The sequence below is a fragment of the Salinivibrio sp. IB872 genome (assembly GCF_001995345.1).
Classification (GTDB): domain Bacteria; phylum Pseudomonadota; class Gammaproteobacteria; order Enterobacterales; family Vibrionaceae; genus Salinivibrio; species Salinivibrio proteolyticus.
In genome coordinates this window covers 35,946-59,955 of the sequence record NZ_MUFO01000017.1, presented here as the reverse complement: position 1 = coordinate 59,955, position 24,010 = coordinate 35,946, and the positions used below count along the sequence as shown (strand labels likewise).

General features: G+C 49.6%; 24 protein-coding genes and 4 tRNA genes. 10 read left to right on the top strand and 18 right to left on the bottom strand.

Translation table 11 applies throughout. The features are described 5' to 3' along the window. Positions 1-18 precede the first annotated feature (18 nt). On the top strand, positions 19-1,563 hold the full coding sequence (locus BZJ18_RS09130) for a tripartite tricarboxylate transporter permease (RefSeq protein ID WP_077456204.1): 1,545 nt from the start codon (positions 19-21) through the stop codon (positions 1,561-1,563). Positions 1,564-1,590: 27 nt separating this feature from the next. Here the strand turns inward: BZJ18_RS09130 and BZJ18_RS09125 are convergent, their stop codons facing one another. From BZJ18_RS09125 to dbpA, 4 genes are all read right to left on the bottom strand, one after another. Beyond that, complete coding sequence (locus BZJ18_RS09125) at positions 1,591-2,085, bottom strand: DUF1003 domain-containing protein (protein ID WP_077456203.1); 495 nt, start codon at positions 2,083-2,085, stop codon at positions 1,591-1,593. A gap of 79 nt (positions 2,086-2,164) precedes the next feature. After that, positions 2,165-2,968, bottom strand: coding sequence for a phosphotransferase (locus BZJ18_RS09120; protein ID WP_077456202.1), 804 nt, complete (start codon positions 2,966-2,968; stop codon positions 2,165-2,167). Continuing rightward, on the bottom strand, positions 2,961-3,344 hold the full coding sequence (locus BZJ18_RS09115; protein ID WP_077456201.1) for a nuclear transport factor 2 family protein: 384 nt from the start codon (positions 3,342-3,344) through the stop codon (positions 2,961-2,963). The genes BZJ18_RS09120 and BZJ18_RS09115 overlap by 8 nt, the downstream gene beginning before the upstream one ends. Before the next feature lie 39 nt (positions 3,345-3,383). Then, positions 3,384-4,766: an ATP-dependent RNA helicase DbpA gene (dbpA, locus tag BZJ18_RS09110; RefSeq protein WP_077456208.1), complete on the bottom strand. Its 1,383-nt coding sequence runs from the start codon at positions 4,764-4,766 to the stop codon at positions 3,384-3,386. A gap of 244 nt (positions 4,767-5,010) precedes the next feature. On the opposite strand from dbpA, the gene BZJ18_RS09105 reads away from it, so the two are divergent. Beyond that, positions 5,011-5,442 carry an acyl-CoA thioesterase gene (locus tag BZJ18_RS09105; RefSeq protein WP_241824943.1) on the top strand — a complete coding sequence of 144 codons (432 nt, stop codon included), beginning with the start codon at positions 5,011-5,013 and terminating at the stop codon, positions 5,440-5,442. 78 nt (positions 5,443-5,520) lie between these two features. Here the strand turns inward: BZJ18_RS09105 and BZJ18_RS09100 are convergent, their stop codons facing one another. The 3 genes from BZJ18_RS09100 to BZJ18_RS09090 form a co-directional block, all read right to left on the bottom strand. Next, entirely contained in the window at positions 5,521-5,820 is a 300-nt protein-coding gene (locus BZJ18_RS09100; RefSeq protein ID WP_077456200.1) for a type II toxin-antitoxin system RelE/ParE family toxin, read from the bottom strand. Then, positions 5,808-6,065 (bottom strand): type II toxin-antitoxin system Phd/YefM family antitoxin, encoded by a 258-nt coding sequence (locus BZJ18_RS09095; RefSeq protein WP_077456206.1) that lies wholly within the window; start codon positions 6,063-6,065, stop codon positions 5,808-5,810. Before BZJ18_RS09095 ends, BZJ18_RS09100 begins: the two co-directional genes overlap by 13 nt. An 89-nt stretch (positions 6,066-6,154) precedes the next feature. Then, positions 6,155-6,679: an RES family NAD+ phosphorylase gene (locus BZJ18_RS09090; protein ID WP_077456199.1), complete on the bottom strand. Its 525-nt coding sequence runs from the start codon at positions 6,677-6,679 to the stop codon at positions 6,155-6,157. Between the two features lie 181 nt (positions 6,680-6,860). On the opposite strand from BZJ18_RS09090, the gene queC reads away from it, so the two are divergent. Next, a complete protein-coding gene (gene queC / locus BZJ18_RS09085; RefSeq protein WP_077456198.1) occupies positions 6,861-7,556 on the top strand; it encodes a 7-cyano-7-deazaguanine synthase QueC in 696 nt (231 codons plus the stop codon). 85 nt (positions 7,557-7,641) lie between these two features. On the opposite strand, the gene BZJ18_RS09080 is transcribed toward queC, so the two are convergent. Continuing rightward, positions 7,642-10,791 carry a multidrug efflux RND transporter permease subunit gene (locus BZJ18_RS09080; protein ID WP_077456197.1) on the bottom strand — a complete coding sequence of 1,050 codons (3,150 nt, stop codon included), beginning with the start codon at positions 10,789-10,791 and terminating at the stop codon, positions 7,642-7,644. After that, positions 10,791-11,912 (bottom strand): efflux RND transporter periplasmic adaptor subunit, encoded by a 1,122-nt coding sequence (locus BZJ18_RS09075; RefSeq protein ID WP_077456196.1) that lies wholly within the window; start codon positions 11,910-11,912, stop codon positions 10,791-10,793. The genes BZJ18_RS09080 and BZJ18_RS09075 overlap by 1 nt, the downstream gene beginning before the upstream one ends. A 356-nt stretch (positions 11,913-12,268) precedes the next feature. Between BZJ18_RS09075 and BZJ18_RS09070 the strand changes: the two genes are divergently transcribed. The 4 genes from BZJ18_RS09070 (at position 12,269) to BZJ18_RS09055 (ending at position 12,671) form a co-directional block, all read left to right on the top strand. Then, positions 12,269-12,353 (top strand) — tRNA-Tyr (locus tag BZJ18_RS09070). Positions 12,354-12,375: 22 nt separating this feature from the next. Further along, positions 12,376-12,460, top strand: a tRNA-Tyr gene (locus BZJ18_RS09065). A 22-nt stretch (positions 12,461-12,482) separates the two neighbouring features. Then, positions 12,483-12,567 (top strand) — tRNA-Tyr (locus BZJ18_RS09060). Between the two features lie 19 nt (positions 12,568-12,586). Beyond that, a tRNA-Tyr gene (locus BZJ18_RS09055) sits at positions 12,587-12,671 on the top strand. Between the two features lie 57 nt (positions 12,672-12,728). On the opposite strand, the gene BZJ18_RS09050 is transcribed toward BZJ18_RS09055, so the two are convergent. Continuing rightward, a complete protein-coding gene (locus tag BZJ18_RS09050; RefSeq protein WP_077456195.1) occupies positions 12,729-13,703 on the bottom strand; it encodes a glutathione S-transferase family protein in 975 nt (324 codons plus the stop codon). Between the two features lie 242 nt (positions 13,704-13,945). On the opposite strand from BZJ18_RS09050, the gene BZJ18_RS09045 reads away from it, so the two are divergent. After that, complete coding sequence (locus tag BZJ18_RS09045) at positions 13,946-15,874, top strand: methyl-accepting chemotaxis protein (RefSeq protein ID WP_077456194.1); 1,929 nt, start codon at positions 13,946-13,948, stop codon at positions 15,872-15,874. A 46-nt stretch (positions 15,875-15,920) separates the two neighbouring features. Here BZJ18_RS09045 and arsJ read toward each other — a convergent pair whose 3' ends face one another. From arsJ to BZJ18_RS09015, 6 genes are all read right to left on the bottom strand, one after another. Beyond that, the gene (gene arsJ / locus BZJ18_RS09040) at positions 15,921-17,150 is read right to left on the bottom strand and encodes an organoarsenical effux MFS transporter ArsJ (RefSeq protein ID WP_077456193.1); all 1,230 of its coding nucleotides are present in this window, start codon (positions 17,148-17,150) and stop codon (positions 15,921-15,923) included. A gap of 81 nt (positions 17,151-17,231) precedes the next feature. Continuing rightward, a complete protein-coding gene (locus tag BZJ18_RS09035) occupies positions 17,232-18,239 on the bottom strand; it encodes an ArsJ-associated glyceraldehyde-3-phosphate dehydrogenase (RefSeq protein WP_077456192.1) in 1,008 nt (335 codons plus the stop codon). A gap of 11 nt (positions 18,240-18,250) precedes the next feature. Next, positions 18,251-18,592 carry a metalloregulator ArsR/SmtB family transcription factor gene (locus tag BZJ18_RS09030; RefSeq protein WP_021024015.1) on the bottom strand — a complete coding sequence of 114 codons (342 nt, stop codon included), beginning with the start codon at positions 18,590-18,592 and terminating at the stop codon, positions 18,251-18,253. Positions 18,593-18,698: 106 nt separating this feature from the next. Continuing rightward, complete coding sequence (gene arsB / locus BZJ18_RS09025; RefSeq protein WP_077456191.1) at positions 18,699-19,760, bottom strand: ACR3 family arsenite efflux transporter; 1,062 nt, start codon at positions 19,758-19,760, stop codon at positions 18,699-18,701. Positions 19,761-19,775: 15 nt separating this feature from the next. Continuing rightward, positions 19,776-20,489: an arsenical resistance protein ArsH gene (gene arsH, locus BZJ18_RS09020; RefSeq protein WP_077456190.1), complete on the bottom strand. Its 714-nt coding sequence runs from the start codon at positions 20,487-20,489 to the stop codon at positions 19,776-19,778. A 1-nt stretch (position 20,490) separates the two neighbouring features. Then, positions 20,491-20,826 (bottom strand): metalloregulator ArsR/SmtB family transcription factor, encoded by a 336-nt coding sequence (locus BZJ18_RS09015; protein ID WP_077456189.1) that lies wholly within the window; start codon positions 20,824-20,826, stop codon positions 20,491-20,493. 533 nt (positions 20,827-21,359) lie between these two features. Between BZJ18_RS09015 and BZJ18_RS09010 the strand changes: the two genes are divergently transcribed. After that, a complete protein-coding gene (locus tag BZJ18_RS09010) occupies positions 21,360-21,560 on the top strand; it encodes a hypothetical protein (RefSeq protein WP_077456188.1) in 201 nt (66 codons plus the stop codon). Positions 21,561-21,678: 118 nt separating this feature from the next. Then, entirely contained in the window at positions 21,679-22,482 is an 804-nt protein-coding gene (gene xthA / locus BZJ18_RS09005; protein WP_077456187.1) for an exodeoxyribonuclease III, read from the top strand. 83 nt (positions 22,483-22,565) lie between these two features. On the opposite strand, the gene BZJ18_RS09000 is transcribed toward xthA, so the two are convergent. Both BZJ18_RS09000 and BZJ18_RS08995 read right to left on the bottom strand, forming a co-directional pair. Continuing rightward, positions 22,566-23,243, bottom strand: a complete 678-nt coding sequence (locus tag BZJ18_RS09000; RefSeq protein ID WP_077456186.1) for an ABC transporter permease — start codon at positions 23,241-23,243, stop codon at positions 22,566-22,568. A 6-nt stretch (positions 23,244-23,249) separates the two neighbouring features. Continuing rightward, positions 23,250-23,990 carry an ABC transporter permease gene (locus BZJ18_RS08995; protein ID WP_077456185.1) on the bottom strand — a complete coding sequence of 247 codons (741 nt, stop codon included), beginning with the start codon at positions 23,988-23,990 and terminating at the stop codon, positions 23,250-23,252. Positions 23,991-24,010 lie beyond the last annotated feature (20 nt).

Genomic DNA, 24,010 nt, shown 5'->3' with positions numbered 1-24,010 from the left:
GCACAAGGAGGGTAAGCGATGTTTGATGGAATTTTGTCTGGGCTTGGTACTGCTATCATGCCCTTCAACTTACTCATGGTGATTGTTGGCTGCTTTGCCGGCACCTTTATTGGGATGTTACCCGGACTCGGCCCCATTTCAGCGATTGCTCTAATGATCCCCATAACTTACGGGCTCGACCCATCATCCGGTATTATTCTGATGGCTGGCGTTTACTACGGTGCCGTGTTTGGTGGCTCCACATCTTCCATTCTTATCAACGCTCCGGGATGTGCTAGTACCGTTGTGACCGCGTTTGACGGTTATCCATTAGCACAACAAAAACAAGCAGGAAAAGCCTTGGCGCTTGCCGCCTATTCCTCTTTCACCGGTGGCACGATCGGCGCCATCATCTTACTGTTTGCTGCACCTGCACTAGCAAAAGTCTCTTTAAGTTTTCAATCCAGTGACTACTTTGCACTTATGGTGCTGGGGCTCACGGCTGTGGCTGCGTTTTCCGGTAAAGGGCGAGTGCTTAAAGCCATGATGATGACTATCTTTGGCCTGATGATCGCGACGGTTGGTATTGATGTGATGTCAGGCAGCCCACGGTTTACCTTTGGAAATGTCGATTTAATCGATGGAATCAGCTTCTTATTACTGGCAATGGCAACCTTTGCATTAACGGAAGTTGTGATGACAGTGCTGAGGGGGGAACACAAAGAAAAAGACGCGCAGATCGATATGACCTCACTCGGCAGCATGAAGCTAAGCAAAGAAGAAATAAAACACGTCGCCCCGAGCGTCGGTCGCTCATCCTTTTTTGGCTTTCTTGTTGGCGTATTACCCGGCGCAGGCGCAACGATTGCCGCCTTTTTAAGTTATGGTATGGAACGGAACTTTGCGCCTAAAGCAATTAAAGAAAAATTTGGACGCGGAGCATTGCGTGGGCTTGCCGCCCCAGAGTCTGCTAACAATGCCGCATCGACAGGATCATTTGTTCCTTTACTGACGCTTGGTATTCCTGGATCCGGCACAACCGCCATTATGCTCGGGGCACTAATCGCTTATGGCATTCAGCCAGGGCCACGTCTTTTTATCGACAATCCTGATGTGTTCTGGTCCGTGATTATCTCGATGTACTTCGGTAATCTGGTTTTGTTAATTCTCAACCTACCGCTGATCCCTTACATCTCACGTCTGTTGGTGATCCCGCGCCCCATTTTAATCCCATTGATATTGTTTTTCTCCATTACGGGCGTTTACCTAGTCAGTTTTAACGCCTTCGATATCCAAATGATGGTCGTCATCACTATCATCGCCACTTTTTTGAAACTGCTGGACTTTCCAATGGCTTCCATGCTTTTAGGGTTTATCCTAGGCGATATATTGGAGAAAAATCTTAGCCGTACACTGACACTGACCGATGGTAGCTATGCTTTCCTATGGGAAAGGCCACTAACACTTACCATCATGCTGTTAGCACTACTCGCTTTGTTACTGCCTGTCTTTATCGCCGTCTGGGATAAGAAACGAGGTAAGAAAAGCAGTACAACTCAAGCGACCGAGCACGCAACAGATTGATCAAACGCACAAAAGAGTATTAATACACTAGTCCGTATCTTTATCTATCCGCGCCTGCAGGGCATCAAACTTGTCGTGCAGGCGCATTAGCTCAAGCTCGAGTTTTAGATTGATTTCGTAGGTGGCTTTTTGCTCCATCCTATCTTTTGCCGCTTGGCGGTTTTGCGACATCATGATGATCGGCGCTTGGAAAGCCGCCAGACTGGATAACCCAAGGTTCAGCAAAATAAAGGGATAGGGATCGAATGACGCGTCTCCCACTAACCAAACCGTATTCACGACAATCCAGCCAATGATGAATGCGAAGAAAAGCCCGATAAATGACCAAGAGCCACCAAATGAGGCAATTTTGTCCGCCACCATTTGCCCAGTGGTCAGACTTTCGTGGAAGGACTTGTTGACGTTCTCAGACACTGCCGTGTTATTGGCAATGCTTTCAATAACTTTCTGTTCTCCCGAACTAAGGCTACCAAATGGCTGGCCGAGCAAAGCTTTGGCTAAGTTCTCAAAATATTTTTTCATCTGTGACTCCATGCCAACACGCACAATACCAACGGGGTATGATGCAGCGCTTATCATTAAGCGATTGAAATAGAGTAGATTAACGTAGGGACTCCGCAAGTGATGCCCATCTGAAAGCGTGAGGCAACCACTGCGGTAAGACTGAATTATACCAATTCAAATAGCGGTCTCGATTGGGTGTGCCACGCTGGGTCAATAGGTTCACGACCTCTATAACTATCCATGCTTTTGCCAAGACAAGCTCAACAAACAGTGAATGACTATCCACACTCGGATTTGCTGCTTTGTAACGAGCGATAATCGCTTGATAGGCTGATTTATCTCCCATTCCCGCGACCAAAGGAGCTAAATCAATCGCTGGTGAACCTTGCCCAAAGCGCTCCCAATCAAACAGCACTAATGTACCGTCTTCACGTCTTCCCCAATTGCCCGGATTAGTATCACCAGAGAGTACACAACGGGGCGTGAACAATACATCGCTGCGCTGTTGTAACTGATACAGCATACTTTCAAGCTCGGGTGTTAGGCTGAGCTGTTCAAGCGCGGATTGAGTTTGCGGTAAAGACCATTGGTGGTGTTTGAAGTGTGGTTGAATGGATAGCTCGATACCATGTAGGCGAGCTAATTGCTCAAACGTATTGGTGTCTTGTGCAAGTTCTTCTATCGAAACCGCATGTGGAATCCATTCCATACAGAGAATCTTCTCACTCACCTCGAACAAGGCAGGTGTGTTCACACCGACTTCGTTGATATAAGGCGCAACGGATAGGTAAAAGTCCCGCTCAACTGACGTTGCATGAGTTTTGGTGATACAAGCCCGACCTTGATACATTGAACGATAGACCGACGCCTCACCCATTTGAGCTAGGTTTTGTCTATTCATTGCCAACACGCCTCACCCAATTGGATCGCCATTCAGGTGCTGGCATGTCGTCAGGCCAAAACTCTTGTTGATACGTGATACGGCCAGCCTTCAGTGTATGAAAAGTAATGACTCGATCGTTTACGACACCATCAGTCACTCCAACATCTGTCACCACCCTATCGCCTTCAGCGATACAAGAGTAAACGGAGAATGTCCAAAGACCATTTGCAGGATAGGCCGTGTTTAGTGCGACAAAGTCATCGCGCCCAACGATCAATTCTCCTGACTGAGGCCAGAAGCATTGATAGTCATCACTGAAGTACTCACTCGCTTTTGAGAAGTCATTTCGTTGCATGGCTTCCCAAAACGCGAGAACAACATCCTTGTTCGTCATGCTTATTCCTTGGTTATATCTTTGATATGTCCTTACAAACTAAATCCGGCGGGCGCGAATAGTGCGACCTTTAACTTTTCCATCATTGAGTTTACGCAATGCGGCTTTAACGCAGGATTGTGACACGGCAATAAACGCCACATTGTCGAGTACATTGATTTTGCCGACCTGCTTACCATCAATGCCCGCTTGGCCCGTCAGCGCGCCCAAAATATCACCCGCGCGTACTTTTTGCTTTTTACCTGAGTCAATCATCAAGGTTGTCATCTCAGGCTGGTAAGGCGCAGTGTCGAGCAAATGCTGCGGCGGCAGGGCTTCGGGGAGAAAATCACGATCATATTGATCGCCAATCATCGCCAATTTATAGTGCTCAGCATCGTTATATAGCGAACACGCCACCCCTTTTTTGCCAGCGCGACCGGTACGGCCGACACGGTGTACATGAGTTTGCGGATCGTGGGCGAGTTGATAGTTGATCACCATATCCATGTCATCAATGTCTAAGCCGCGCGCAGCCACATCAGTGGCCACCAGCACAGACGCACTTTTGTTGGCAAATTTTACCAAGGTGCGCTCACGGCCACGCTGTTCAATATCGCCATGCAAGGCAACGGCGCTAAAACCATCATCTTCTAGGTTATCGCAAACTTGTTGTGTTTGAGCTTTGGTCGTACAGAACACCACACAGCTTTGCGGCTGAAAGTGTAATAACAGTAGCTTTAACGCTTGGTAACGCTGCTTGTTATCATCGACTTTATAAACGTGTTGCGTGATTGTACTTTGCGTTTGCACCTCATCCACTTTAACGGAGACAGGGTGGCTCAGCACTCGCTGGGAAATCGCATTGATCGAGCGCGGGAAAGTGGCGCTAAATAACAAGGTTTGGCGATGAGCAGGAACACGCGCAATGATGGCATCCAAGGTATCTTGGAAGCCCATATCCAGCATCTGATCGGCTTCATCCAACACCAAGGTCTCAACATCATCAAGGCGCAAGGTGCCTTTGCGTAAATGGTCATCCACACGCCCTGGAGTGCCGACAATAATGTGTGCACCATGCTCCAATGAGCCAATTTGTGGGCCAATCGATACACCACCACACAGCGTCAGCACTTTGACATTATGGCGACCACGCGCCAACTTACGCATCTCAACCGCCACTTGCTCGGCCAGCTCACGGGTTGGACACAGCACCAAAGATTGCACGCGAAAGCGTTTTACGTTCAGTTTGGCTAACACACCTAAGCTAAATGCCGCCGTTTTCCCCGAGCCAGTTTTAGCTTGGGCAATAATGTCTTTGCCACTGAGCACAGACGGTAAGCTCTGCGCCTGAATGGGCGTCATCTGCGTATAACCCAAGGTTGCCAAGTTATCGAGTAAATCAGCAGGTAACGCGAGCGAGGAAAAAGCGATATCAGTCAAAGTCGTATCCACAGCAAAAGTAAATCATGCCGCGCCCAAGCACGGCCAAAAAGGGGGCGTATCATACCAGAGTCTGATTGGTGTCACATTAACCAATTAGCGCCACACTCTTGATAACCGCTTTGTCGCCTCATGTATTTTGTTGCGTAATTGTTAGACCAAGCTCCGTATTTACCTTTGCGCGGCTTGTCTTGTCATTGTGCTTGGTGTGCAATCAAGGCACACAATTAAGGAGGATTGTCTTGTGGCAAATATCCCAGTAGAAAACTACCCGCTCTCTCATACGCAGGCGATTGTTTGGAATGACATGGATGCCCTGCAACATATCAATAACACCGTGTATTTTCGCTACTTTGAAGATGTACGCGTGGTGATGCTTGAAAAACTGGAAGTGTTCGAGCTAGCCAAACGGGTGCATGTAGGCCCCGTGGTCGCCTCAACCCGCTGCGATTATCGCGCCCCTTTGGTGTATCCAGATACCATCACCACCGTGGCTTGGGTGGAAGATATTCAAGAAAAGCGCTATGCGATGAAGTATGAAATCTACAGTCACAATCAAGAACGCTGTGTGGCCGAGGGCGAGGCCTTGATTGTCTATTGCGATTTTAAAACCGGTAAAAGCTGCCCTATCCCAGCCGAGACGCTCGAAGGGTTAAAAGCCTTTGTGGCGAAATAGTAAGCATAGAGACAAGCACTGCGCGTTGCCTGACGCGCAGTCAGTAATCAATAGAGATTTTTGAGTGTAATGACAGATTTAACGCGATAGTAAGAACTTACGTAGATCCTGCTCTGAACGCATGACAAATAAGATAAACACCGTGTCTTCTTCTTGCTTATAGAAAATACGACAAGGGTTTACCACCACCTCTCGGTAATTCAAGTGCGGTAGCTCAGGTGGCACCCGACCAGAATCAGGAAAAAGCACTAACCGCTCCACTGCGGTAAAGGCCGCTTGCACTAGTGCTTTCGCTGCAATCATGTTGTCCAGTGCAATATATTCAGCAACGTCATTCAGATCCGCCAACGCAGGCTCAGTCCAAACTATTTGAGCCATTTGGACATTTGTTCCTTGGCATCATGATGACTCAAAAGCTTCTCTTCGGTAATGGCGCGCTCGCCACGCGCGATCCCTTCTAAGATAGCAAGACGGCTCTGCATTAATTCGTAATCATCCACACTTAATAAGTACGCTGAAGGCTTACCATGTTCGGTGATCAAAACTGGCTCTTTATTCGCCTTCAATTCAGACAAAATTTTGGTTGCCTGACGCTTCAGTGTGGTCACAAGTTCTACTTTCATCGCTCGCCCGGATAGTGGTATTAAAGTATCAGTATTGTAGCACTTAAGTATCACTGAAAAAGTTTTTTGATTCGCCTTATCAGCGATCGTCATTTCAAACTAATCTCTTCCGGCTCGCCCACTCTGGTCACGGACGGCGCGCCTGGGGCGTTCCAGCGAAACAAGGTGATATGCCAAGTGCTGGGATCTTTTCGCGACGGGTCAATTAAGCCAATTTCATTACCACTTCTCAGCGTATCGGCCACCCACCAACTGGATGGTGATTCGCCTTTTGCTAAGGCGGCTTGCCAATCAATGCTGGATAAGGCTTTGTATTGCTGAAGTTCAGGATGACGCAAATCCACCAGCTCACAGGGGTCAACCTGATACCGCACAAGCACGCGTGGCGTTGTGATCTGGCTGGCGTACTTTTGCATTGCCACGCGCGCACTCTCTACACTCTCAGTCAAATACAGCGCACTTTCACCCTGACGATTATACCGACCGTTCGGTCTGTCTTTACTTTCTCGCATCAAGGCGGCGTCTATGTGCTCAGGGTGACATACTCTGACAAAAATACCCGAGATAGGCGTGCGGCACAGGCGGGGGATTGCTTGCGGTTCAAGTACGTCCATAACTTGTGAATGTCCTTTATAAATCAACCATCAAGGCGTAGCTTAGCAAACAAAGAGGAGGCAAATTGCGTGCCGACTAACGGATTGCATCATCGCGTCTGGCTTGCTGTCGATACCGCACAGGGGTACCATCCGTGCTCTGTGTAACACTGGGTAAGTAGCACCGCCAAAGGACAAACCGATGAAAAAAGCCGTTGTGGTATTTAGCGGAGGACAGGATTCAACCACCTGTTTGATTCAAGCGCAGGCAGAGTACGACGAAGTGCATTGCCTCACTTTCGACTATAACCAGCGCCACAAGCAAGAAATTGATGTTGCCCGTGAGATTGCTGCAAACCGCAACGTCAGTGCGCACAAGGTACTGGATGTTGGTTTGCTCAATGAATTGGCGATTAGCTCGCTCACACGCGACAATATTCCTGTTTCCAATGCACTGAACGAAAACGGCCTGCCCAATTCCTTTGTGCCGGGTCGTAATATCTTGTTTTTGACTTTGGCAGGCATTTACGCCTATCAAATTGGCGCTGAGGCGGTGATCACCGGTGTCTGCGAAACCGACTTTTCTGGCTATCCAGATTGTCGTAACGATTTTATTCAATCAATGCAGCAGGCCCTTGAGCGCGGCATGGACAGAAAACTCGCCTTAGTCACACCATTGATGTGGCTGAATAAAGCTGAAACGTGGGCACTGGCCGACCAGTATCACGCTCTCGATTTTGTGCGCGACCACACCCTAACCTGTTATAACGGCATTAAAGGCACTGGCTGTGGTGAGTGTCCAGCCTGCCACTTGCGTCAGCGTGGCTTAGATGACTACCTCTCCAACCAAGCGGACGTACAAGCAGCACTGCGACGCAAACAAGCCGAAAACGCCTAATAGCGGGCACTCACAGGCAGCGACAAGAAATAAAAAACCGCCTCACTATGAAGAGGCGGTTTTTGTATCGAGAATACAACAGCGGTTATTTATGCGGCTCATCATGCGGGTGGGTATCAAACTCACCATGACTGGCCCGATGCACAGTTTCCACCGCGAGCGCTTTATCCAACTGCTGCGCCACATACTCAGGCGAGTGAGTATGAATAGAGAGCAGACGATACATCGCCGGGATCACCAGCAAGGTGACAAAGGTCGCAAAGGCCATGCCGGTGAAGATCACCGTCCCAACCGCGATACGACTTTCCGCTCCCGCGCCAGTGGAGAGGATCAGTGGGATCATCCCTGCCAAAGTGGTAAACGCCGTCATCAGAATCGGCCGCAAACGACGGACTGACGCATCGATAATCGCTTTTTCAAACGCAATACCACGGTCACGCAATTGGTTGGCAAACTCCACGATCAAGATACCGTTTTTCGTTACCATCCCAATCAGCATAATCAGACCAATTTGGCTGTAAATATTGATCCCTTGGTTGGTAAGCCATAGGCCTAAAAAGCCGCCCAGCATCCCCATGGGCACCGTCAACATCACCACCAAGGGGTTGATAAAGCTTTCAAATTGCGCCGCTAACACCAAGTACGACACCAAGAGCGCTAAACCAAATACCACCAGCACACTGGTTTGGTTGTCACGAAAATCTTTCGACTCCCCTGAATAGCCCACCGAGATATCGGCCGGTAGATTCTCAGCCGCGACCCTATCCAGATAATCCAGTGCTTGGCCCAGCGTCACTCCCTCGCCTAAATGCGCCGATAAGGTGATCGATTTTTGCTTGTTGGTATGGCTTAAACGCTGCGCGGACGCTGTTTCCTCCACCGTGGTTACCGCATCGAGCGAAACCAACTYACCGCTACGACTGCGCATATAAATACGACTGAGATCACCTTTACTGCTAAAGGCCTTTTCATCGCCGCGCACATATACATCGTACTCTTCACCGCGATCCACATAACTGGTCTGGGCACGGCCGCCAAGCATCACCTCTAACGTATCGGACACATCCCGCACCGAAATGCCGAGTTCAGAGGCGCGACGACGATCCACTTTAACCACTAGCTCAGGGGTAGTTTGGTTGTAGTCATAATCTGGGCTATCAATCATGCCCGCCTCACGACCCATTTCGCCCAGTTTTTCCGCCCAGCGGTGAAGCTCAGGATAGTCTGGGCCACTCAATACAAACTGCACGGGCTCTGAACTCCCCCCACCAAAGCCAGGCGCAAACGGAAACACTTGCACGTCTGGCACACCATTTAACACCTGACGGACTTCCGCCAAGATATCCTGTGCAGAGCGATCACGCTCATCCCAATCCGGCAATAGCATGATCACAAAGCCCGTTTGATCGCCGGCTCGACCGCCAAACGCCGGTGTCTGTACGCTGACCGAGCTCAAGGTCCCCGCCTCGACCAAGGGCATTAAACGCTGCTCAATTTGCTCGATGTTACCCACCATACGGTTATACGCCGTGCCTTCCGCACCACGGACAAATGCCAGCAACACCCCACGATCTTCTTGTGGCACCAATTGCGATGGTAAGTGCTGCATCAACACACCACTACCACCAATACAAAGCAGAATGACCACAGGTGCCACCCAACGCCAGCGCAGTACATGCCCCAACGCACGGCGATAGTGGCCTTCAAGCACATCGAACCCACGAGTGATAACACGGTTTACGGGAGTCGATGCCACATTTAAGCGCAGTAATTTACTGCCAAGCACCGGCGTGAGCGTTAACGCAATGAGGGACGAACAGAGCACAGTGACGGCAAGCATCACGGCAAACTCGGTGAACAGCTTACCAATCATGCCATCCATGTAGGTAATGGGGAGGAACACCATCACCAACACCGCCGTGGTGGCAATCACCGCAAAACCCACCTCCCGTGCGCCACGGTAAGCGGCCACCAAAGGTGGATCGCCTTGCTGTAAGTGGTGGAAGATATTTTCGACCACCACGATGGCATCATCCACCACCAGACCAATCGCGAGAATGAGCGCCATTAAAGTCAGCAGGTTGATGGAAAAGCCCATCGCCGAGGCAACGATAAAGGCGGATATCAAGGACACAGGCACAGTCACTGCTGGGATCAAAGTGGCGCGCGCTTGACCAATAAAAATATACAGCACTAACACCACCAATGCCCCAGTGATAAACAGGGTGCTGTATACCTCTTCAATCGAGCGATCAATAAACACCGTGGTGTCGTAATCAACCCAAAGGCGCGTGCCTTCGGGCAGGAAGGCCTGCATTTCATCGACAAGCTTATGTGCCCGTGCGGATATGTCGAGCGGGTTGGCATCGGATTGTGGGATCAGCGCCAAACTTAAATTATTGATACCATTGTTTTTGTAGGTGGCATCTTCATTGCGTGAACCAATTGCCACCTCCGCCACATCCGACAGATAAATCGCAGTGCCATTCGCCGTAGTGCGCACCACCAGTTGTTTAAAGTCCTCCGCATCACGGTATAACCGATCGCTACGCACTGGCATGGTCATCACGTCATTGCGGATTTCCCCGCCCGGACTTTCTAAGTTTTCATCCCGCAATGCATCAAGAATATCTTGAGTGGTAACACCGTGCCCCGCCATTTGGGTCGGATTCAGTTTGACATACATCACTTTATACAGCGCGCCGTATAAATCGACCGAGCTCACGCCTGAGATCAAACTGAATCTGTCTTCGAGAGTACGTTGGGCATATTCCGTCAGTTGGTTACGGTCCATTTCTGACGAGGCCAGGTTGATATAAACCGCCGCTTCGCCGGTGCCGTTGTCTTTGTACACAATCGGATCATTGGCATCATCGGGCAGTCCTCCTTGTGCGCGTGCCACGGCATCACGCACATCACTCACCCCTTCGGTCAGCGGATGATCGAGTTTGAACTCCACCGTGATCCGTGATGAGCCATTGCGACTAACCGAGGTGATCTCTTCAATACCGCTAATGCCGGAGAGCTCATCTTCAATCAATTGCGTGACTTGGCTTTCCATAATACTCGCCGACGCGCCTGAGTAGCGCGTGGAAATACTCACCACAGGGCTATCAATATCCGGCATCTCACGCACTGATAAGGTCGAGAAAGAAACCGCCCCGAAAACACATAACAGCAAACTCAACACAATCGCCATCACTGGCCGTTTTACCGAGACATCAGACAACCACATTAGCTGGCCTCCGTCTCAGAAACGGTCTCAGTCACACGACTTTGATCATCAGCTTGGTTTTTACGCGCTTCCGCATTCAATACCGACACTTGTGCACCATCGCGCATATTCACCAGGCCTTGTACGACGATGTTTTGGCCCGGTTCAAGTCCTTTACTTACCACCACTTGGTTATCAATCCGCGCGCCAAGGGTGATTTCAGTACGATGAGCAATGCCTTCATCATCAATCCGGAAAACATAACGTCGTGTGCCGGAATATTGCAGAGCTTGCACAGGCACTATCACCGCTTGCTGCTCAGGCAAAGTCAGTTTTGCCTCCATCAGCATACCGGGCTGCAATTGGCGTTCAGGATTATCTAGCGCGACGCGCACACTGACTGATAGCGCGTCTTTATCCACCCGAGAGTCCACCACACTCACCGTGCCGGTAAAGGCCTCATCGGGATAGGCTTGCGACGTGACCGCCACTGGCATATTGGGGTACAGCAACCCGATATATTGTTCTGGTACTTGAATATCAAGGTTCATCTGCGAAAGATTATCGAGACTAAAGAGCGACTCGCCCACATCGACGCGCTGCCCGACACTTAAATCAAACAAACCAATGCGACCCGAAAAAGGCGCAATTAAACGGTGATCATCTAAATCAGATTGCGCCGATTGCAAACGCGCCTTGGCGATATTGACACTCGCTTGCTGTGCATCCAACTCGGTTTGCGTTAACGCACCACGCTGCGCCAGCTTGGTATACTCTTTTAGCTTGCGCTGCTCGTCATTGAGGTAAGCCGACGCTTCCAGCACCGCGGCTTGAGCTTTGGCGCGATTAAAGGTTACCAACGGCGCCCCTTTTTGCACGGTTTCGCCCGGCTTAACGTGAACAGTTTCAATGCGCGCCGACACTTCCGATTCGATATTAATCTGTTGGTGGGCTTTGACATTCCCCACCAAAGATAACGACGGCGCAATCGGTCTGGTTTCCACTTCCGCTGTCATCACATCCACAGCGCGCGCGCTTGGAGCGGAGGTTGCCGTATCTTCGTTCGTGGGCCCCGACCCACTCCATAACCAGAACGCAACGCCGGCCAATATCACGGCGCCCAATAGCATCCCTTTTTTCATTGCATCACACCTTATAATTTGAATAGCACCAGTGTACTGATCTGCTTTGTTTTGTCCTTAAAGAATTGTAAAGACGCTATTTTTTATACTTATTACATCCAAATATGAGATTCGATCAGAATGTATAATTCCTTTTTGATTTATCTATCAGCGATATGCAGGATTATGATCTCCCACACATCATCGAAACTGGGCATAAGACTGCGGCAATAAGCAACGGTTTCAAAAAACGCATAAAATTCGATGTTGGCGGTTAAAAACGCCGTAAAGCGTTGAAAAAAACATCAACCGCTACACGGGATCAAGAAAATCCTTTACAGCACCAATCGGTTTGATAATATTCGCCCCGTTCGCGTGGTGGGATTCCCGAGCGGTCAAAGGGATCAGACTGTAAATCTGACGGCTCAGCCTTCGAAGGTTCGAATCCTTCTCCCACCACCACTTTTACAAAGCAAGACTCCGTGGTGGAGTTCCCGAGCGGTCAAAGGGATCAGACTGTAAATCTGACGGCTCAGCCTTCGAAGGTTCGAATCCTTCCTCCACCACCACTTTTACAAAGCAACACCCCGTGGTGGGATTCCCGAGCGGTCAAAGGGATCAGACTGTAAATCTGACGGCTCAGCCTTCGAAGGTTCGAATCCTTCTCCCACCACCACTTTACAAAGTAAGACTCCGGTGGAGTTCCCGAGCGGTCAAAGGGATCAGACTGTAAATCTGACGGCTCAGCCTTCGAAGGTTCGAATCCTTCCTCCACCACCATCTTTAAGGGCCAGCATCTGCTGGCCCTTTTTCGTTGTTGTGTCGTTAACTGCCCTATCATTTCCCACTTGTTAGTGATGCCCGCCCATGCGGCGACCATAAATCTTGCTCCGGTCCTTTCGGTACAATTCGGGTTAGATTGATATTCCCGTGGCTGTAATAGTAATGGGTTTTGATGTGCTGCATATCGACGGTCTCAGCCACCCCTGGCACTTGAAACAGCTCTTTCATGTAGCAGAACAAATTGCAGTAATCGGCAATACGTTGCTTGTTACATTTAAAGTGGCCCACGTAGACAGGATCAAAACGAATTAAGGTGGTGAACAAACGCCAATCGGCTTCTGTGATCTGATTTCCGGCAAGGTAACGGTGACGACTTAAATGATCGTCTAATACCGTCAAGGCAGTAAATAACTTATCAAAGGCGTCTTCATAAGCCGCTTGTTCGGTGGCAAAGCCACATTTATACACGCCGTTGTTCACGTTGGGGTAAACAAATTCATTCCACTGATCAATCGCTGCACGCAGGTTGTCTGGGTAATAATCGTCATCATTCCCCGTAATATTATTAAAGGCCGAATTAAACATCCGAATAATATCGGCCGATTCATTACTCACAATGGTCTGGGTTTGCTTATCCCATAAAATCGGCACGGTGACTCGCCCCGTGTAATCCGGCTTCGCGTGGGTATAGAGCTGATGAGCATAATGGAACCCATACAATGGCTCGGGCTCGGAAAACGTCCAGCCATGCTCTAACATTTCGGGCGCGACAACAGTCACGTCGATATGGGATTCAAGCCCTTTGAGATGACGCATAATCAGGGTCCGATGCGCCCACGGGCATGCCAAAGAGACATAGAGATGATAACGTCCTGATTCTGCTTTAAAGCCCTCGCTCCCGCTGGACCCTGCATCTCCATCAGGCGTTATCCAATGACGAAACCCAGCGTCTTCACGGATAAATCGGCCGCCGGATGATTGGGTGTCATACCACACATCGTGCCACACACCATCGATCAGTTTTCCCATACGTCCTCCTTTTTCTCTTTGCAGTATAAAAAGCCACAACGAGAAAGTCGGCCATTCAACTTGTTGGAGTTATTCGAAAAAGCTGTTCAAGTGGCTGATCGTCGCAGAATGAAAGGAGTACGAGGCCACCGAAAAATCATACGCCAAGGCACGCACCATAGTGACGCCTAAGGGTGAAAACATGTCAGTTAGTAAAATTCCACTATATTGAATAAGTCCCACCTCAACTGAATAGGCGCCCAATGAAATGGATGTATAACCTTAAAGTGCGGCTTAAGCTGATGATCGCATTTGGTATTTTGGTGTTATTAACCGCATTAGTGACGCTGAACGCTGTCACCGGCGTGGCTCAGCTCAATAATGAAGTGTCGGCAGCTGATGATCTCAATCGAATAGTAAAATACATAAAAGAAGTACGGATTACCGAAAAGAATTTTATTTTGCGCCGCGATAACAGCTACGTGGCGGAAATTAAACAACTCACCGATACCATCAATCAGCAAGCGACCACTACAACTGCCAAAGTCAGTGATCAACAAACGAAAACGCTGCTCTCGCAAATCATGACTGAAAATAAAGCGTACCAAGCGGCGATGGATCAGTATGTGGCCCAGTATGATAAACTCGCGCAAGCGGAAACGGGGATGCGCGATCAAGCTCGGCGGATTGAGCAAGCGCTTATAGGCATTCGTCAAACGCAAAAGGATCGCGTCAATCGTTATCTTGCCCAAGGGCGCTCGCCGGAAGTGATCATTGATACGTTAAAAATTGCCGATGAAGCGAATCGCTTAATTAAATGGATGCTAGAGTCTCGGCGCGCCGAGAAGAACTATATACTATCCAGCGATGCGCAATTCACGGAAGCCGTTAACCAAAAGCTAGCTGACATGGATAAGCTGATCGATACCCTTCCAGATGAAATAGACACGTCAGCCGTTCGACAAGGCATCGCATCCTACCGCAACGCATTCCAAACCTACGTCAGTGCATATCAACAACGCCGAGCAATTAACGATACCATGTTAACCAAAGCGAGAGCGGTAGAAGATCTTGCGGAGAAAGGCCGTGACATCGGCAAACAAAAACTCGCTACAAATAAGCAAAGCATGCTGTTCACGAATATCGTGCTTGCTAGCGTCGCCATTGCAATCGGTATCGGCGTCTCTTGGCTGATGACCGCCATGATCGTGCCGCCTTTACAGCGCGCAGTGGCAGCAAGTCAGAAAATTGCCAATGGCGATTTAAGCGTCAACATTGCGACCGATAGGAAAGATGAAATTGGTGAGCTGCTCGGATCCATTTCCACCATGTCTACCCGTCTAAAAACCATGATTGGCGATATGTCGGACAACATTACCCGCATCGCCAATTCGTCAGAGGAATTATCTTCGCTGACCAACGAAACCTCCCACGGTGTGAAGACGCAGAAGCAGGATATTGAACAGGTGGCCGCAGCAGCAACACAAATGAGCGCCTCAGCTCAAGAGGTGGCGCATAAAGCAGAGGCAACTTCGGACTCCGCCCATCAGGCGAACGATCAAGCGCAACGCGGTAATGCGTTAGTAAGCACCACAGTCGCCGGTATTTCGACCTTAGCGGAAGCCATTGGACAGTCCGAGTCAGTCATTAACACAGTAAAAGACGACAGTGAGAACATCGCGTCTATCTTGGATGTGATCAAGGGGATTTCGGATCAAACCAACTTACTCGCACTCAATGCCGCCATCGAAGCCGCCCGCGCGGGTGAGCAAGGTCGTGGCTTTGCAGTAGTGGCGGATGAAGTCCGTTCACTGGCTCAGAAAACCCAAGAATCGACCGTCGAGATCGAAAAAATGATCGAGACCCTTAAAGCAGGTGCCGAATCCGCCGTGAGTGAAATGGTGAAAAGTAAGCAACAAGTCGGAGAAGTGGTCGAGCAAACCGAACAAGTTCGTGAAGCGCTTGAGTCTATTTCAGCAGAAATTAGCAATATCACGGAAATGAACACCCAAATCGCACAAGCCGTCAAAGAGCAAGGGCACGCGGCGGAAGATGTCAGCCAACGCATGAATACCATTCAAGATGTGGCCGATCAAACCTCACAAGCCTCTGAGCAAACCTCGGTAGCCAGCCAAGACTTGGCATCCGTCGGTGAAGAGCTGCGTCGCCTCAGTACCGTGTTTAAATGGTAATCAAAATGCCACCCAGCCTGCTGGGTGGCATTTATCCATTCTGCGGTTATGACGAAGGCGGCAAAGGCTGTGGTTGACGGTTCGGTAACCCTAGCGAAATCACCGTGGTTACGGTAAGAAATCCAAACGACACCCAAAGGCATGCCGCCAATCCCCATACTTGGAAAACCCAACCGGATAACACGGTGCCAATTAAGCGACCCATGGCGTTCGCCATATAATAAAATCCTACATCCAGCGACACGCCGTCGCCTTTGGCGTAGCTGACAATCAAGTAGGAATGCAGTGACGAGTTAATCGCAAATATCGCCCCGAATACCATGAGTCCAACGATAATCACTCCTTGCGGATACCACTGTTCGCCAATTGCGTAAGCAATAACACCTGTCACCACTGCCAATAAACCTGCCCAACCTAACGCCGCTTTACCGCCCGGCGAATGGCCAGCTTGGCGCCCGGTAATTTTCGGCGCAATCCCTTGCACCACGCCGTAAGCAATCACCCATAGCGCAAGAAAGCCACCGACCATACTATGGCTCCAGCCGAATGTGCTGCCTAAATAAATCGGTAAGGCGACGACAAACCACACGTCTCGCGCACCAAAGAGAAACATGCGTGCCGCTGAGAGGATATTGACGCTGCGCGACTTGGAAAATATTTCTGAAAACTTAGGCTTACTTTTGGCTTTACCTAAATCCGCTTTTAGTGACACTACACTGCCAATAAAGACCACCGTCAGCACACCGGCCATGGCTGCCACCGCGTATTGAAAGCCAATGAAAGACAGCAGTGCGCCACCGACAAAAAAGCCTGCCCCTTTGAGCGCGTTCTTAGAGCCGGTGAGGATCGCAATCCACTTAAACAGCGCCCCCTGTGCATTATCGGGCACCAGGGTTTTGATCGCACTTTTCGCACTCATTTTATTGAGATCTTTCGCAATCCCAGATAGCGCTTGTGCCGCCATCACCCAGGGAATGGTGAGCCACGCCGCGGGTACCGCCAGCATAGTAAGCGCCACAATTTGCATGCCTAGGCCAATATTCATGGTGCGGTTAAGCCCTAATCGAGCCCCTAACCAGCCGCCGACAAGATTGGTCACTACCCCAAAGAATTCGTAAAACAAAAACAGCGAGGCAATTTCTAAGGTGCCGTAGCCTAAGTCATAAAAGTACAGCACCACCAACATGCGCAATGCGCCGTCGGTGATGGTGAAGTTCCAATAGTTAAAGGTAACCAGCATGTACTGGCGCACAGATTGGCTTAATTGAGCAAACATGATGGCCGTCTATTTAGGTTTGATAAAAGCGGTAAATAAAGGCGATGCACTGTATGCACCGCCAGCGTTAACAAGCATCACTTACTGATCGACAAGACCGACGTTGCGCACTAACTCAGCGGTGCGCGTGGCGTAGCCCATTTCGTTGTCATACCACGCATAGATTTTGACCATACGCTTACCCACCACCATGGTGGATAAACCATCGACAATGGTGGAGCGCTGATCACCACGGTAATCTATCGAGACTAAAGGACGCGCCTCAAAGCCAAGAATGCCCTTGAGCTCGCCATCCGCGGCTTCTTGCAACAGTGCGTTCACCTCGTCGGCGGTGGTATCAGTTTCCACATCAAAGATCACATCCGTTAGCGACGCATTAGCGAGGGGGACACGCACCGCATGGCCATTAATCTTGCCTTTTAGATCCGGGAAAATTTCTACGATAGCGGTCGCCGAACCTGTGGTGGTCGGGATCAAACTCATGCCGCATGCGCGGGCACGACGTAAGTCTTTATGCGGCGCGTCTAAAATCGTTTGGGTATTGGTTAAATCATGAATGGTAGTGAAGGTCGACTGCGCAATCCCCAGCTTTTCATGGATCACTTTCACAATCGGAGCCAAGCAGTTCGTGGTACACGACGCTGCGGTAACGATCCGATGTTTGCTCGGATCAAAAATCGCGTCATTCACCCCCACCACGATATTCGCCACACGCTCATCTTTGACCGGTGCAGACACCACTACGCGCTTCACGCCTTGGTCCAAATATTGTTGCAGCAAATCGGCGTCACGGTGTTTTCCTGTTGCCTCAATCACCACATCACATCCTGACCAATCGACTGCATCAATCGCTTTCTCTTGACTTGTCGTTAATGTTTGGCCGTTAATCTGTACGCGGTTGCCTTCCGCACTCACCGCGTGATGCCAGCGTCCTTGCACCGAATCAAACTCCAGCAGATGCGCCAGCGTTTCGGTATCTCCCGCCACATCGTTAATATGCACAAACTCGAGCTCTGGCCAATCAAATGCTGCCCTTAATGCCAAACGACCGATACGGCCAAACCCATTGATCCCGACTTTAATTGTCATTGCTTTCTCCTTTACACGCAGCAGGTGGGGCGTGACGCCATTTTGGCCAGCCGCGTGATATCTTCTTGATAAGTGTCTTTTAGGCAGTTGGAATCAACTAACCCCTGAATTTGTTTGCGCATCCAGCCGGGTAAGTCAGCGGCTAAGCGATAAAACACCCATTGCCCTTGGCGCGTATCAACCAACACACCACTGGCCCGCAGTTGCGCCAAATGACGTGAGATCTTCGGCTGCGAGGTGTCCAGCGCTTCGGTGAGCTCGCACACACATAACTGCCCTTCACGGGCAATAAGCAGTAAACATCGCACGCGCGTTTCATCGGCCAATAATTTGAAAAACTGATGAGGCAACAWAGGCTCTCTCACTACACTCCACTAAATGCATATATGGATATGCGTATATTAATAAACCTAAGCCGGCATGCAACCCTCACAGACAGGGATTCATAAAAGCTTCATATTAAGTCGTATAGCGTCGCTTCATTCTTAGCGCGACATTCACCAAGGCAATCAACACAGGCACTTCCACCAGCGGCCCAATCACCCCTGCAAAGGCTTGATCTGAGTGAATACCAAACACCGCTATCGCCACCGCAATGGCTAACTCAAAGTTATTGCCAGATGAAGTAAACGCAATCGACGCGTTGCGGTCATACGGGATCCCCAGTTTTTTACCCACAAAGAAGCTAATAAAGAACATCAGCACAAAGTAAGTTACCAGGGGTACGGCGATACGTAACACGTCAAGCGGCAACGCAATAATCGCCTCCCCTTTTAGGCTAAACATCAACACAATGGTCGCCAACAAAGCGATTAACGTTATCGGGGAAATACGTGGTAAAAAGACGTCTTCGTACCATTGTTCACCTTTTTTAGCGACCAGCACGGTACGTGATAGATAGCCCGCCAAAAAAGGGATACCCAGATAAATCAGCACACTTTGCGCGATGTCCCCCATGGTCACATCCACCACATAGCTTTGTAACCCCAGCATAGGAGGTAAAACGGTGATAAATAGCCATGCCATCACACTGTAGGTCAGGATCTGAAATAAGCTATTCAGGGCCACTAGGGCCGCGCCATACTCTTTATTGCCACCACTGATGTCGTTCCACACCAAGACCATGGCAATACAGCGTGCAAGGCCAATTAATATCACTCCCGCCATATACCCTGGCTCATCACGTAAAAACAGCACCGCCAGTGTGAACATAAGAATAGGACCCACGATCCAGTTCATGATCAGCGACAACGTGATAGCTTTTTTATCGCGCGTAACCGATCCCAATAAGCGATAATTTACTTTCGCCAGTGGCGGATACATCATTAAGATCAAGCCAATCGCCAGCGGCACATTGGTGCTCCCGACCGATAAGCGCTCACTGAGGGTCGCAACGTCGGGAAAAAGCCATCCCACACTGACCCCAATGGCCATGGCGAGAAAAATCCACACGGTTAAATACCGATCGAGCCATCCCATTTTTTGCGCGGCCGACGGTGCACAGGTTTCAGATTGAGTCATCGCGATATTTCCTTTTTATATCTGACGTTGATTGACACGTGCTGATAGTTCATCGGCACTCTCAACGCGCTCAGAGTAGCGATCAACGAGATAATCTTTGTTGTCACGAAGTAAGATCGTAAATTTCATAAGCTCTTCCATCACATCAACAATGCGTTGATAAAAAGGCGATGGCAGCATCCGGCCTTGTTCATCAAACTCTAAATAGGCTTTGGGCACCGATGACTGGTTAGGAATGGTAAACATACGCATCCAGCGGCCGAGAACACGGAGCTGATTAACCGTATTGAATGATTGGGAGCCCCCACATACTTGCATCACTGCGAGCACTTTGCCTTGGGTTGGTCTCACGGCCCCAAGACTTAGAGGCACCCAGTCGATTTGGCTTTTCATGATACTGGTCATCGAACCGTGGCGTTCAGGCGAACACCAAACCTGCCCTTCAGACCACATCATCAGCTCGCGCAATTCCGCCACTTTCTCATGTGAAGGATCAACACTATCGGGCGCGGGTAATCCGCTAGGATCATAAATGCGCGCCTCAGCCCCCATCGCGGTCAACAGACGCGCGGCTTCTTCAACCACTAGTCGACTGTATGAACGCGGCCGTAGGGAACCATATAGCAGTAAAACACGGGGGCGGTGAGTCGATGACAGCACCGTAAGCTTATCAACCGATGGAATATCAAACGCATCAGCCGTAATATTTGGGAGCTCGTTATCGTTCATATTATTGTTTTTCCTCGCAGCAAGTCTGACTAAATGCCGTTGGTTCAACAGGCGGCAACATGGCAGGATTGTGTTTTACCGTGGTCAGTAAAATGTCGCGCATCCACTCAGGTAAGGCTGGATGCAACCGATAATAGACCCACTTTCCTCGACGCTCTCCAATCACAAAGTCATGTTTACGTAGCTCCGCCAAATGTCGAGAAATCTTGGGTTGACTCAGGGCTAACGCCTCCATCAAATCGCATACGCATAACTCACCATGCTGTGAGAGTAGCAATAGAGAGGTCAGCCGAGTGGGCTCGGATAAAGCTTTGTAAAAAGTGAGTGTGTGACACATCTGAATTTTCTCTTCTCAATATATACGATAAATCATATATATGAAAAACCATATGTCAAATCACGCACAAAACGGTGGCTAGAATGACAAACACAGCACTATCGCTATCTCGTTGCGATCTAAAAAACCCTTTACATCCCCCAAAAATACTGTAATGTGACCAAAGCTCTAGATACGGAGCATCAAAAGACATCAAGTCAAAGTCGAGACAGACCACGCTATTTCCCGCATAGACTCTCTGCAGCAATCCACTTTCGCTTTTTTCCTAGATTGATAACCCGTTAACCACCCCTTTTGCTATCACTCATTGGTGAGTATCACTGTATTGATGGTGATCGCTCATTCCAAAGGGACCGGCGCATTTGCGCAGCTCATGATGGATAACCACTGAGGGGCAGAGCAATAATCATTTAACTCTCGGAGATAAAATATGGCCGCTACTAACGGCAGACTGCGTCACTGGTATCATTTACGCCGTGCGCAAACACAAACGAAAACCGCTAGCAACACAAATAAAACAGTAAGGAACGCCATTGATAGTTAACTTTTCACTTCCTAGCCTCGCCAACTGGCAGGTCGCGATTCATCAATTTAATGGGGATATTATCCTCAAGCACTTGCTCCATCGCCTACCGACATTATCCCAACCGACGCTACAGTTTGATCCTTGCACCGAGCTTGGCACCATTTTTAGCCAAGGCGAATGCTTGGGTGAGTTTTCTCTCGCACACTAACGCTTAGCGCATATCGCACGTTTCCATAACCGGTAGAAATAGAGGCCGCCTTTCCGTTCATTGAACGAAGCTGGTAAAGTGTCTTGCTATTAACAAGACAACAAAGGCAGCCTCACACGTGAAAATCATTTCATTCAATATCAATGGTATTCGTGCTCGTTTGCATCAATTGCAAGCCTTGATTGAAAAACATCAACCTGACGTGATCGGGTTACAAGAAACCAAAGTCCATGATGACGCCTTCCCGCTCGCAGATGTCGAAGCGATGGGTTATGAAGTGCACTTTCATGGCCAAAAAGCTCATTATGGCGTGGCAATGCTATGCAAAAAGTCCCCTATCAGCGTGCAAAAAGGCTTTCCTACTGATGACGAGGACGCTCAACGCCGGATGATCATGGCGACCTTTGAAGACGAAAACGGCAAGCCAATTACTGTGCTCAACGGTTACTTCCCGCAAGGGGAAAACCGTAGCCATGAAACCAAATTCCCCGCCAAGCGTAAGTTTTATCAAGACTTAATGACCTATTTAGCTGGCCGTGATCCCAGTGAACAGTTGGTGGTGATGGGCGATATCAATATCAGCCCGAAAGACGATGACATCGGCATTGGTGAGCAAAACGCCAAACGCTGGCTACGCACCGGTAAGTGCTCTTTCTTACCCGAAGAGCGTGAGTGGCTGGGCACTCTGATGGATTGGGGGTTTGTTGACACTTTCCGTGCCCTGCATCCAACCGTGAACGATCAGTTCTCGTGGTTTGACTACCGCTCACGCGGCTTTGACGATAATCGCGGCCTGCGTATTGACGTGATTTTGGCCACCCCAGATCTAGCTAGCCAATGTATTGATGCCGGCATTGACTACGAGCTCCGAGCGATTGAAAAGCCATCAGATCACGCACCGATTTGGGCAACCTTTAAGTAGGCCCCAAGGCACACGCGCTGGTTAAAAAAACGCCGCAGATGATCAGGTGATCACTGCGGCGTTTTTATTGCAGATTGAGCCGATTAGCTAAGCGGCCTTAAATGACGTAGGAAGCGGCGCTCTGCTAGGCGGAACATCCAAAGAATGCTAAAAGTCAGCGCCATATAGAACACACCCGCAGTCAAAAACGACTCGAACGGCGCATAGTAGCGAGAGTTAACAATCCGAGCGGCACCGGTTAAATCGACAATGGTGATAATCCCAGCCACCGCTGAGCCGTGTAGCATAAACACCACTTCGTTACTGTACGCGGGTAACGCACGACGCATCGCACTCGGCAATACAATGCGCGAAAAGGCTTTATAAGGGCTCATGCCATAAGCGATCGCCGCCTCGACTTCCCCTTTAGGAAGGCCATTAATCGCGCCACGAATGATTTCCGCTGTATACGCGGCGGTGTTGAGCACAAAGGCCACCAAGGCGCAGAACCAAGCATGCTGCCACAAGGTATCTTCAACATTTACTACCTGACTTAAGCCGTAGTAAATCAGATACAACTGAATTAACAGCGGTGTACCCCGGAAAAAATAAATAAACGCCCACGCGGGATAGCGCCATAAAGGGAATTGTGCATTACGCGCGACCGCCACCGGCACCGCGACCACTAAGCCAATCACCAACGCAGAGGCGACCAACCATACGGTGGTCCAAAGGCCGTCTAAGTATATCGGCCAGGTTTCGAGTACAAGAGAAAAATCCATGGTCACCTACCGCGTGTGAATACTAAAGCGGCGCTCCATCCAGCGCAGTCCCGTGGTCGAGATACTGGTGAAGAGCAAGAAAATCAGTGCAACGGTAAAGTAAAAAGTAAATGGCATTTGGGTGGATCCCGCTGCCAATGCCCCTTTGCGTACCATGTCATCAAGACCGATGATTGATACCAGCGCGGTGGTTTTAAGTAGCACCAGCCAATTGTTACCGAAGCCGGGTAACGCGTGACGGATCATCTGCGGCAAAAGAATACGGCGAAACGCTAAACTGCTGCTCATGCCATAGGCACGTGCCGCTTCCATCTCTCCTGAATCCACCGCCATAATCGCGCCACGGAAGGTTTCCGCCATGTAAGCGCCAAAGATAAACCCGATGGTTAGGATCCCGGCGATAAATGGGCTGACATCGACGTAATCCGGCAAATAAGACGTCCACTCATGGCTGGGGTTCTGGCCTGCCATATACTCATTAATCCACTCATTCATCCCATACAGGCTGTTATTGAGTAGCATTTGTCCGCCATAAAAAATCAGCATCATCAAGACAAGGTCAGGGATACCGCGGATCACTGTCGTATAAAGGGTGGCCACACCACGCAACGTTGAAAATTTTGACAGTTTTGCCAACGCCCCGAGCATACCCAGCAACATGGCAAGACCTAACGAGAGCAGCGCAACCTGAAGGGTCACCCATGCACCTTCGAGCAGGGACCACTCGTAACCTTTCAAATCAATCATATGATTCGGGCAGCACTTTC

Coding starts and splice junctions, on each gene's coding strand:
- BZJ18_RS09090 (WP_077456199.1), bottom strand. CDS start 6,679: ATGGACGTACTTGAACCGCAAGCAATCCCCCGCCTGTGCCGCACGCCT.
- BZJ18_RS09000 (WP_077456186.1), bottom strand. CDS start 23,243: ATGGATTTTTCTCTTGTACTCGAAACCTGGCCGATATACTTAGACGGC.
- queC (WP_077456198.1), top strand. CDS start 6,861: ATGAAAAAAGCCGTTGTGGTATTTAGCGGAGGACAGGATTCAACCACC.
- BZJ18_RS09130 (WP_077456204.1), top strand. CDS start 19: ATGTTTGATGGAATTTTGTCTGGGCTTGGTACTGCTATCATGCCCTTC.
- BZJ18_RS09050 (WP_077456195.1), bottom strand. CDS start 13,703: ATGGGAAAACTGATCGATGGTGTGTGGCACGATGTGTGGTATGACACC.
- BZJ18_RS09035 (WP_077456192.1), bottom strand. CDS start 18,239: ATGACAATTAAAGTCGGGATCAATGGGTTTGGCCGTATCGGTCGTTTG.
- BZJ18_RS09075 (WP_077456196.1), bottom strand. CDS start 11,912: ATGAAAAAAGGGATGCTATTGGGCGCCGTGATATTGGCCGGCGTTGCG.
- BZJ18_RS09015 (WP_077456189.1), bottom strand. CDS start 20,826: ATGTGTCACACACTCACTTTTTACAAAGCTTTATCCGAGCCCACTCGG.
- arsJ (WP_077456193.1), bottom strand. CDS start 17,150: ATGTTTGCTCAATTAAGCCAATCTGTGCGCCAGTACATGCTGGTTACC.
- BZJ18_RS09100 (WP_077456200.1), bottom strand. CDS start 5,820: ATGGCTCAAATAGTTTGGACTGAGCCTGCGTTGGCGGATCTGAATGAC.
- BZJ18_RS08995 (WP_077456185.1), bottom strand. CDS start 23,990: ATGATTGATTTGAAAGGTTACGAGTGGTCCCTGCTCGAAGGTGCATGG.
- BZJ18_RS09045 (WP_077456194.1), top strand. CDS start 13,946: ATGAAATGGATGTATAACCTTAAAGTGCGGCTTAAGCTGATGATCGCA.
- arsH (WP_077456190.1), bottom strand. CDS start 20,489: ATGAACGATAACGAGCTCCCAAATATTACGGCTGATGCGTTTGATATT.
- arsB (WP_077456191.1), bottom strand. CDS start 19,760: ATGACTCAATCTGAAACCTGTGCACCGTCGGCCGCGCAAAAAATGGGA.
- BZJ18_RS09095 (WP_077456206.1), bottom strand. CDS start 6,065: ATGAAAGTAGAACTTGTGACCACACTGAAGCGTCAGGCAACCAAAATT.
- BZJ18_RS09120 (WP_077456202.1), bottom strand. CDS start 2,968: ATGAATAGACAAAACCTAGCTCAAATGGGTGAGGCGTCGGTCTATCGT.
- BZJ18_RS09125 (WP_077456203.1), bottom strand. CDS start 2,085: ATGAAAAAATATTTTGAGAACTTAGCCAAAGCTTTGCTCGGCCAGCCA.
- BZJ18_RS09115 (WP_077456201.1), bottom strand. CDS start 3,344: ATGACGAACAAGGATGTTGTTCTCGCGTTTTGGGAAGCCATGCAACGA.